The sequence below is a fragment of the Pseudomonas sp. B329 genome, assembly GCF_023127835.1.
GTDB lineage: Bacteria > Pseudomonadota > Gammaproteobacteria > Pseudomonadales > Pseudomonadaceae > Aquipseudomonas > Aquipseudomonas synxantha_A.
Genome location: NZ_SPKP01000023.1, coordinates 1 through 9,076, shown reverse-complemented (window position 1 = coordinate 9,076; position 9,076 = coordinate 1). Strand labels below are relative to the sequence as shown.

Here is a 9,076-nt window from a genome sequence, read left to right as displayed (position 1 = left end):
CGCCTGCTCCTTGGCAGATAATTCCAACGCTGCTTGTGCCGTACTCGCCTGCGCAGCTTCGAGTTGAAACCAGCGATCAAGACGAAACAACGGTTGATTCAGGTTGGCTTGAAAGACGGACTGGCTGCGCGTTCGCGTCAAACTCGGCTCATCACGCTGCAAACGAACCGACTCGACCGCCCCACCCGCGCTGAGCGTCCGTAACAACCCGGCCCTGGCCTGTGGAACCGCTTCGCGAAGAGCCTGATACTCATGACGGGCAGCTGAAAGTTTGGCGTCGTTGATGACCGCTTGCTGATAAACGTTCAGGAGATTTGCACGGTCGGACTCGGCCGCAGCATTAGCACCTGCACTGACAAAGGCCAGAAAAACATAGCCAGCGTTTTTGATGAGAGACATACGCCTCCTGCGATGCTGCTCGATTGCCGTTACGAGTTCGCCGTCTGCAATCTTTTCGGCCTGCTGCAAAAATCGATCAAATCCCCCTCGATCGACTCGATACTTACCCTCTCGAGCGCCAATAAATGTAGGAAATTTCCCGCGCGCAAAACTGACGAGGCATTGGCTGAATAGGTCTTTGCAGGACTGGAATGTAAACAATGCCCCGGCTTGTACCCTGGCTTGCATCCTCCCGAGCGGGCGGCGGAGATCAAAAAGCCCTAACATTTTCGGGCCTAAAACTGAGATGCCCAATCAATCGGAGACAGGAAATTTCCTACATGAATTTCGGACAATGCATGGAATTAATGGCCCGAACATTCCCCCCAATTTGAAAGGTGCTGCCATTGCTACTTATCACTAGGAGGCCCGGCGAACGCTTACGTGTCGACGACGAAATTCAGATCAAGGTGATTGACGTTATAGGCAGTCATGTCTCTTTAGGCATCGAGGCACCCAGGCACATCTCGATCGTTCGATCCGAACTGCATGAAAGGGCTATAGATGCCGAGGACAAAGACAAAAAGCCAGGCTCGCCATCCGAACCTGAATCACCCTTGCCAAAAATTCGGTCATGACAGACCGTCCCGCGATTGATAAGCACAGTCGCGCTGCGAACTTATTATTTTGCGTCGCTCTGAATCCTATCGAGTACGCAAATGATCGAGGCATACGACATGGCTCTACATTTTCCCTCCCGCAATATCTGTCGGTTTGATACTGCGGGCGAGCGCCGTCTGGCTGAACGCCTGGAAAAGAAACTGCCGGACGATTGGCTGTGCTGGTTCAATGTACCTGTGGGCCCTAAAGGCTTGCGGCCAGACTTCGTGCTGATGCATCCGCAACGAGGGATTCTGGTGCTGGAGGTAAAGGACTGGAAGGTGGAGACCATCGAAAGCCTGACCGCTGAGCACGCCAGGATTCGTGTCGAAGGTCAATTGAAAACCGTGGCCAACCCGTTAGCGCAGGCTCGGATCAACACCCTGGAGGCCGTGAAGCTGCTGCAAAATGATCCTGCATTGCAACAGCCGACAGGTTCTATCCGCGAGCGTAACTTACTGATGCCCTACAGCTGGGGCGTGGTCCTGACAGAGATCACCCGTAAGCAGTTCGAGAGCGCCGGGCTTGCCAATGTGCTGGCTGAACAGCGAGTCATCTGCCGAGATGAAATGACTGAGGCGGTAGAAAGCGAGGGCTTTGAGGCGCGCCTGATCAGGATGTTTGCTCAGGTGTTCGCCTGCCACCTCACAGATGAGCAAATCGACCGCGTGCGCTACCACTTGTTTCCGGAGGTACGAGTAAACCTCTCACCGGGTCAGTTTGGTCTGTTCAACGCTCACGAAGAGCCGGTGCCGAGCTTGATCAAGGTGATGGACTTACAACAGGAGCAGTTGGCGCGGTCCATCGGCGAAGGCCATCGCGTGATCCATGACAACGCAAGGGGCGCATCCTGGACGATATGGCCGTTATTTAACGACATTGGGCTCAAGCCGAGCACATTGAAAAAATCTTGAAGGACGCTGGCATTCCGTTTGTCTCCACGCGCCTCACCCAAGACCGCAGCAAACTCTACAATGATGCAGATACAGTCAAAATCGTCAGCATGCATTCCAGCAAGGGCCTGGAGTTCGGCTTGGTTATCCTCCCCTATCTGCACGACATGCCCATCAACGGCGCAGATGACGAAGATGAAACACGCGTGCTATACGTGGCCATGACCAGGGCCATTGATCGTTTGGTGATGATGCACCGTGATCACTCCAGCTTTACCCGGCGGGCCCAGGAGGCGATCGGGGCGGTCAGCGAGCATTTGGCGGGGAACGATGCGCAGAACATTGAACTATAAAAAGACCTCGAACTGAGCAGCAGTGAGGTCAATCATTGAAGGTCACGTCGCGCGGACGTCTCATTGCTCCTAGGCTTCAGGCATCGCCGAAGAATGGTGATTGAGAATCTTCCAATGGCCGTCCACCTGTTCATAGACAAAGGTATAGCGCGCCTGCACCTGACGCGTCTTGCCGGTCGCCTCGGTCAGGGTGAAGGTGTAGACGCCGCTGTCCACGGCCACGTTGCTGCCCAGCAGGCTGATGTCGCGGTAGTTGATTTGGCCTACAGGCTTGAGCGCTATGAAGTGATCGAAGTAGTCCTTGATCTGAGCCGACGTGGTGCGCAGCTGATTGGACATGGTTGGCTGCAGCACCGCGTCCGGCGCGTACAGGTCGACCACCGATTGAGCGTTACCGGTCTGCAACATGCTGTTCCAACGGTCAAACAAACCGGCAATCTCACGGTCCTTCACGCCGTCAGGCACTTGGGCCACAGTGTTGTAGACATACGGAGACGTCTGCGCTGCTTGAACAAACGGTGCGCTCAAGGCAAAAAGCAAGGCAATGGTCGGGGTTTTGAATTTCATTGCGATATTCCAGTGGTGGTCGTTGCGCACACTTTGCCAACCCGCCAGCCACCCGACATCGGCCAACCGGAATCATTTAGCTATGCCATTTGGCAGATGGCACACCGTACCGTTAACAAGGTTTAATGACCCTCCCTGCGCCCGTGGCGCTTGCCCCAACGCCGGAGCCCAAGCATGCAAACCCTGCCACACGACCCCGGTAGTGCCTTGGCCATCCGCACCCAATATCGGCAATCGGAGAGTCGCGCGGCGCGCCTGCGGCTGTTGGTACATACCGGGCAGGAGTTGACCCGGCTGGCCCCGGACGCCATGCGCGAGCAAGTATTGGCACGGGCTTGCGCCTTCCTCGCGATGGACCACGGGATGCTGCTGGAGTGGGACGCCGACGGACACGTTAGCACCACCGCCCGGCATGGCTGCCGTGATCGACTGAACAGTCTGGAGATCGCCGCCGACCGTACAATGCGCACGCCGAACTGGCAGGATCGTCCGGGGGAATCCTTGCCCAATGTGCTGCGGGTGCCGTTACGCGGTGGCGACGGGAATGCCTTTGGCGCCCTGGTGCTGGCCAACAGCGTGAGCCTGCGGGCGCCGGACAACGAAGACAGCGAATCCATGCAACTGCTCGCTACCCTGCTGGCTGCGCACCTTGAAAATGACCGATTACTGACGACGCTCAAAGCCCGGGATCGCACTCTGTCGGATCTGGTCAACCGATTGTTTTGTGCGCAAGAAGACGAACGTAAGCACGTAGCTTATGACCTGCACGACGGCCTGGCGCAAACCCTCGCGGGCTTGCACCAGCGGCTGCAAGGTTTTGCCGGCCGCTGCCCGACACTGCCGGACACCCTCGGGGCAGACTTGCAGGCAATTCTGGCACTGGCCCAGCATTGCGTGGTTGAAGGCCGGCAACTGATCAGCGGCCTGCGCCCGACGGTGCTCGACGATTTCGGATTGCTCAAGGCGGTCGATAAAGAAGCTGATCGGCTGCGCGAAGCCGGAATCAGCGTGCATTGGTTAACGCGTTGCGAGGTGCGCTTTCCCAGTCAGGTGGAGATCGGTTTGTTCAGGATCGCCCAGGAAGCGATCAACAATATCCTCAAACATGCGCACGCCAAACAGGTGCAACTGGCGTTGGAACTGCACGACGGTCAGGCCTGGCTGCGGGTAAAAGATAACGGCAAAGGCTTTGCTGCCCCCGAACTCCAACTCGATACCGACAAAACTCGACATCTGGGCCTGGCCACCATGCAGGAACGCGCCAGCCTGTTGGGTGGACGCCTCACCTGCACCAGCGCAATCAACGGCGGCACCCAACTGCACGTCGGCGTGCCCGTGAACCTGGATGGAACACCCCAATGACCCACCTCCTACGCCTCGTGCTCGCTGATGATCATGAAGTCACGCGCACCGGTTTTGTCGCCTTGCTGGCCGGTCATCCGCAATTCGAAGTGGTCGGTCAGGCCCGCGATGGTCAGGAGGCCGTCGAGCTGTGCGAACGGTTGCTGCCGGATATAGTGATCCTCGACATCCGCATGCCGTTGCTCAACGGCCTGGGCGCTGCACGTCTGCTTCAGCAACGCCTGCCGACCCTGAAAGTGGTGATTTTCACCATGGACGACAGCCCCGACCATCTGGAGGCGGCCATGAGTGCCGGCGCCGTCGGTTACCTGCTCAAAGACGCCAGCCGCGACGAAGTGATCGACGCCCTGCAGCGCGTCGCTGCCGGTGAAGAAGCCCTCAATCGTTCCGTCAGCGCCCGCCTGCTACGCCGCATGACCGAACGTAATACGAGTGGCGGTACACCCACCGAAAACCTCACTGCACGAGAACGCCAGGTACTTGGGCTGGTGGCCAACGGCATGAGCAATCGCCTGATCGGTGAGAAACTGGGGATTACCACCGGTACGGCAAAAGCCCACGTCGAACGGGTCATCGGCAAACTCGGGGCGGCTGACCGAACCCAGGCTGCGGTGCGTGGCATTGCTCTGGGCCTGGTGACCCAACCATGAAGGTGTTTTATGCCGGACGCTGGGCCGACCTGCCGCTACGGGGCAAGGCCCTGGTAGTGATTTCCCTGCCATTGGTGATCCTGTTGCTGTCACTGGTGTTGATCTACATCACCGAGCGCCAGACTGCCCGTGCCGAAGAAGACGTGCGCCGGGTATTGCTGGTGCAAGGCGATATCCAGACTGTGCACACCTTGCTCGCCGAAGCGGCCGCCAGCGTGCGCGGTTATCTGCTTACACATCGAGAAGATTTCCTGCCGGGCTATCTGAAAGCCAAGCCCCTGATCGAATCGGCCCTGCGCCGCCTCGACAGCCATGTGCGTGATGAACGGGTGCGTGCACAACTTACCGCCATCGCACCGCTGATCAACAGCAAAATCGATGGGCTGGAGCAAATGCTTCGCGATCGAGAGGCTAAACCGGAGTCGCTCACCACCATCCTGGTCAATAACAAATACATCCTCGATGAATTGCGCGAGCATATCGGCACCATGCTCACCCTTGAGGACACGTTGCTGGCCGAGCGGACTGCGGCGGCATACGCGACCCGTCAGCGGCTGTTGTTCTCAACCTTACTGGCCGCCCTCTGCGGACTATTTGGTGCCATCGTGGCGGTACTGTTTTTGTCCAAAGGGATCGTAGCCAGGGTGCAGCAGGTCCAGGGCAATGCCCAACGCCTGGCCCTGGGGCAACCTTTGCAGCCACAACCGCCGGAGAACGATGAGATTGGCCAGTTGGGCACTCGTCTGGTGGAAGCCGGCCTACTGCTGGCTGAACGTGAACGCGCGTTGCGCGACAACGAAGAACGCTTGCGGCTGATCATAGACGGCGTGAAGGACTACGGGATCTTCGCCCTCGACACCCAGGGTTATGTCACCAGTTGGAACGCCGGCGCCGAGCGAATCAAGGGCTATACCGAGCAGGAAATCATTGGCCAACACTTCTCAATGTTTTACCTGCCGCAAGAGTGCCCCCAGCATCCCGCAATGGCCTTGCGTGAGGCCACTCGCGACGGGCATTACATGGAGGAAGCCTGGCGTTGCCGCAAGAATGGCAGCCGCTTCTGGGCCAGCGTGGTAATCACTGCGCAATACGACAGCAGCGGCACGTTGCGTGGGTTCTCTAAAATCACCCGGGACATTACCGATCGCCGCGCGGCCGAGATTGCGTTGCGCACTGCCCGCGAAGAGGCCGAGCGCGCCAGCCTGGCTAAAAGTGAATTCCTGTCGCGCATGAGCCACGAACTGCGCACCCCGCTCAACTCGATCCTGGGCTTTGCGCAACTGCTGGACATGGACGCGCCCCCTGGGCAAAAGGCGCAGATCGGTCACATACTGCGTGCCGGCCAGCACCTGCTGATCCTGATCAATGAAGTGCTGGACATTGCCAAGATCGAAGCCGGACGCCTGCCGCTGAACATCGAATCCGTGCCCTTGGAAATCGCCTTGCAAGAAGCCTTGACGCTGGTCTCGCCAATGGCCGCCGATGCCGGCATCCAGCTGGCACCGCTGCCAATCCTGGCCGCTGACAGTGGGATCGTCGCCGATCGACAACGCCTGACTCAGGTGTTGCTGAACCTGCTGTCAAACGCCATCAAATATAACCGGCCTGAGGGTCAGGTCAGCATCGAGGTCAAGATTGATCAGCAACGAATCGCTGTGTCGATCAGCGATACCGGCAAAGGCATTGCGGCTGATCGCCTGGTTCGCCTGTTCAAGCCGTTTGAACGCCTGGAGACCGACCCGAATGTGGAAGGCAGCGGCCTTGGTCTGGCACTGAGCAAGAGCCTGCTGGAAATGATGAACGGAAGCCTGACCGTGCAAAGTCAACCCGGCGTCGGTTCCCGATTTACCCTGGAGCTGGCGTTTGTACACTTGCAGGACCCCGTCGGGGCAGCCGCTGCCGCGCTCGATAATCGACCGCTGACCCCTGCACTTGCAGACCCCGAAGTTCAGGGCAAGGTGTTGTGCATCGAAGACAACCTCTCCAGCCTGGCGCTCATCGAAACCGTGCTGCAACGGCGACCCGGGATAAAACTGCTCTCGAGCATGCAAGGTCAATTGGGGCTGGACCTGGCTGCCCAACATGCGCCACAGCTTATCCTGCTGGATGTCTCGCTGCCGGACATCGACGGGCTGAACGTTCTGCAGCGCTTGCGCCGGTGCGCAATCACCCGAACCACCCCGGTGCTAATGATCACCGCCGATGCCACCGACCTCACCCGCCAGGCCTTGAGTGACGCGGGCGCGACCGCCGTGCTGACCAAACCGATTCACATTCCTTCGTTCCTTGCCCACCTCGACCAGTACTTTCCGGAGCCCGTGTGAACCCCGACCTGCGCATTCTGATCATCGACGACAAACGCCCCAACCTCGATCTAGTGGAGCAATTGCTGGTACGTGAAGGGCTGACCAATGTGCTGAGCAGCACCCAACCGTTGCGGACTCTGGAGCTGTTCAACAGCTTCGAGCCGGACCTGGTGATTCTCGACCTGCACATGCCCGAGTTCGACGGCTTCGCCGTGCTGGAACAACTCAACCGGCGTATCCCAAGCAGCGAATACTTGCCGATTCTGGTGCTCACCGCCGACGCCACCCGCGACACACGCTTGCGCGCCCTGGCCCTGGGAGCCAAGGATTTCATCAGCAAACCACTGGATGCGCTGGAAACCATGTTGCGCGTCTGGAACCTGCTGGAAACCCGCGTGCTTTACAAGACCTTGCGCACCTTGGTGCCAGCGGATCAAATCAATTTGCTGCAAAGGCGCGGTTCAAAGTCATCAGACTGAATAGCTCGATCACGCAACGCCCAAAGAACGCGCCGAAGCGTCTATTCCCCAAATCGCAGGCAAAAAAAAGCCACTCGTTAGAGTGGCTTTTTCTTTAATGCTTGGAGCGGGAAACGAGACTCGCATCTAGCGTCCGACCCATTGAAATCTAAGGGTTTTCTTTTCTTGCCGAAGCAGGAAAAGACTCAATTCTGGACTTGTTTCTGGGGTGTTTCAAGAGCGGAAAAAGGGGTAATTCTAAGCAAGGCTATTGGATTCTACCCATAGCCAATCGGACGAACGATCATCAAGCCGGCGGTGTCATTTTCATAGGAGCAACAGGGTATGAGTCCCCCCCGAAAAGACGTCCCAACCTCCCCCGCTCACCAGGCAACTCACAACCGACGAATATCGACCACCGCAGGCAACTCTTCGAGCTGGTAGACCATGAGCAGATGTTCTGGAGCCCTCTCCCGCTCAGGATCGATGGCCGCTCGGAAGGATTGGATTAAATACTTGGCGATGGGGGCGCGGACGTTAAAAACCGTTGCTGCAGTCCCCCCCCATGTATTCCTCAAGGACCATACGGGCCTGCTCGGCCGACAGATCCCTGTGGCACCAGACGCGCTGCAACTATCCTGTGCCAATCTACGTCTCGATCCAGCCCTGGGAGGTCGGCATCTTCAGATGCACTTATCGCCGAAATTCGGCCAAGATTTAGGTCGCAGAATGCCTCGGCATTCGAACAGTACGCCCGGATGTGCCACCGCGGTCCCGTTTGAATAAGCGAGTGCGGGCGAATTACTCGTTCATGTGCTTCAGGATTACTCATGGAGCGATAGAGCACTCTGATGCAGCGTCCTCGCCGCATTGCACGGTGAATCTGAGCGAACAGCGGGTGCCGGATCGATGTGGCATCGACCTCAATGCTTTCAACCGCCACATCTGCGGATGGAACCGACCTCATCAATTTAACGATGGATTGACCCCAGCGAAAACGGAAGAAAAACTCAAAACCGTGTCCGGGATGAATTGACCACTACAACCCGTCTTCCTAACAGGCACACCAGGTGAACCCTCGCCTATACGCGCAAAAAACGCGCTGGTGACGTGTATCCGAAGTAACCGGTGCTCTCGGAAATCGCCATGCATATTTTGAAAGGCTCAATGACTCCACTGAGGTTGTTCATGACATTCAGGGTGAAAAAGCTTTCGCCGCTCGTCAAATAAATGCATCCACCCGCGTCGATTTTCTCCAACAATCCTCTCAACTACTTGGATGCTTCATAGCACTCAAGGCAGATGGTCTGGGACTCACGGCCATCTTCATACATGACGGGAATGTGACTGTCCAGGTGCCCAAGAGCAGAGGACAAGCCAACGAGACTACGACTGGTTGAATCGCCCCGGATTTTCTAGACACCTTTCAAGCTCATTGCGTAACGCTTT

General features: G+C 57.6%; 10 protein-coding genes. 7 read left to right on the top strand and 3 right to left on the bottom strand.

Going from position 1 to position 9,076, the window contains the following annotated elements; genetic code table 11:
• On the bottom strand, positions 1 to 399 hold a 399-nt coding region (locus tag E4P00_RS15385; RefSeq protein WP_248131946.1), incomplete at its 3' end, for a TolC family protein.
• A 377-nt stretch (positions 400 to 776) separates the two neighbouring features.
• Here E4P00_RS15385 and E4P00_RS15380 point away from each other — a divergent pair.
• From E4P00_RS15380 to E4P00_RS15370, 3 genes are all read left to right on the top strand, one after another.
• Positions 777 to 1,016, top strand: a complete 240-nt coding sequence (locus tag E4P00_RS15380; RefSeq protein ID WP_078820942.1) for a carbon storage regulator — start codon at positions 777 to 779, stop codon at positions 1,014 to 1,016.
• 81 nt (positions 1,017 to 1,097) lie between these two features.
• Positions 1,098 to 1,952 carry a nuclease-related domain-containing protein gene (locus E4P00_RS15375; RefSeq protein WP_248131944.1) on the top strand — a complete coding sequence of 285 codons (855 nt, stop codon included), beginning with the start codon at positions 1,098 to 1,100 and terminating at the stop codon, positions 1,950 to 1,952.
• On the top strand, positions 1,949 to 2,284 hold the full coding sequence (locus tag E4P00_RS15370; RefSeq protein WP_248131942.1) for a 3'-5' exonuclease: 336 nt from the start codon (positions 1,949 to 1,951) through the stop codon (positions 2,282 to 2,284). Before E4P00_RS15375 ends, E4P00_RS15370 begins: the two co-directional genes overlap by 4 nt.
• 69 nt (positions 2,285 to 2,353) lie before the next feature.
• Here E4P00_RS15370 and E4P00_RS15365 read toward each other — a convergent pair whose 3' ends face one another.
• Positions 2,354 to 2,851: an SgcJ/EcaC family oxidoreductase gene (locus E4P00_RS15365; RefSeq protein ID WP_216091103.1), complete on the bottom strand. Its 498-nt coding sequence runs from the start codon at positions 2,849 to 2,851 to the stop codon at positions 2,354 to 2,356.
• Positions 2,852 to 3,025: 174 nt separating this feature from the next.
• Between E4P00_RS15365 and E4P00_RS15360 the strand changes: the two genes are divergently transcribed.
• From E4P00_RS15360 to E4P00_RS15345, 4 genes are read left to right on the top strand one after another with little or no spacing between them, the layout of a single operon-like run.
• Positions 3,026 to 4,213, top strand: a complete 1,188-nt coding sequence (locus E4P00_RS15360) for a sensor histidine kinase (protein WP_078820943.1) — start codon at positions 3,026 to 3,028, stop codon at positions 4,211 to 4,213.
• Positions 4,210 to 4,863: a response regulator transcription factor gene (locus E4P00_RS15355; RefSeq protein WP_248131940.1), complete on the top strand. Its 654-nt coding sequence runs from the start codon at positions 4,210 to 4,212 to the stop codon at positions 4,861 to 4,863. The genes E4P00_RS15360 and E4P00_RS15355 overlap by 4 nt, the downstream gene beginning before the upstream one ends.
• Positions 4,860 to 7,187: an ATP-binding protein gene (locus E4P00_RS15350; protein ID WP_078820945.1), complete on the top strand. Its 2,328-nt coding sequence runs from the start codon at positions 4,860 to 4,862 to the stop codon at positions 7,185 to 7,187. Before E4P00_RS15355 ends, E4P00_RS15350 begins: the two co-directional genes overlap by 4 nt.
• A complete protein-coding gene (locus tag E4P00_RS15345; RefSeq protein WP_248131938.1) occupies positions 7,184 to 7,648 on the top strand; it encodes a response regulator in 465 nt (154 codons plus the stop codon). The genes E4P00_RS15350 and E4P00_RS15345 overlap by 4 nt, the downstream gene beginning before the upstream one ends.
• Positions 7,649 to 8,201: 553 nt before the next feature.
• On the opposite strand, the gene E4P00_RS15340 is transcribed toward E4P00_RS15345, so the two are convergent.
• Positions 8,202 to 8,594, bottom strand: coding sequence for a WYL domain-containing protein (locus tag E4P00_RS15340; RefSeq protein WP_282443234.1), 393 nt, complete (start codon positions 8,592 to 8,594; stop codon positions 8,202 to 8,204).
• Positions 8,595 to 9,076 lie beyond the last annotated feature (482 nt).

Coding starts and splice junctions, on each gene's coding strand:
- E4P00_RS15375 (WP_248131944.1), top strand. CDS start 1,098: ATGATCGAGGCATACGACATGGCTCTACATTTTCCCTCCCGCAATATC.
- E4P00_RS15365 (WP_216091103.1), bottom strand. CDS start 2,851: ATGAAATTCAAAACCCCGACCATTGCCTTGCTTTTTGCCTTGAGCGCA.
- E4P00_RS15360 (WP_078820943.1), top strand. CDS start 3,026: ATGCAAACCCTGCCACACGACCCCGGTAGTGCCTTGGCCATCCGCACC.
- E4P00_RS15355 (WP_248131940.1), top strand. CDS start 4,210: ATGACCCACCTCCTACGCCTCGTGCTCGCTGATGATCATGAAGTCACG.
- E4P00_RS15350 (WP_078820945.1), top strand. CDS start 4,860: ATGAAGGTGTTTTATGCCGGACGCTGGGCCGACCTGCCGCTACGGGGC.
- E4P00_RS15340 (WP_282443234.1), bottom strand. CDS start 8,594: ATGAGGTCGGTTCCATCCGCAGATGTGGCGGTTGAAAGCATTGAGGTC.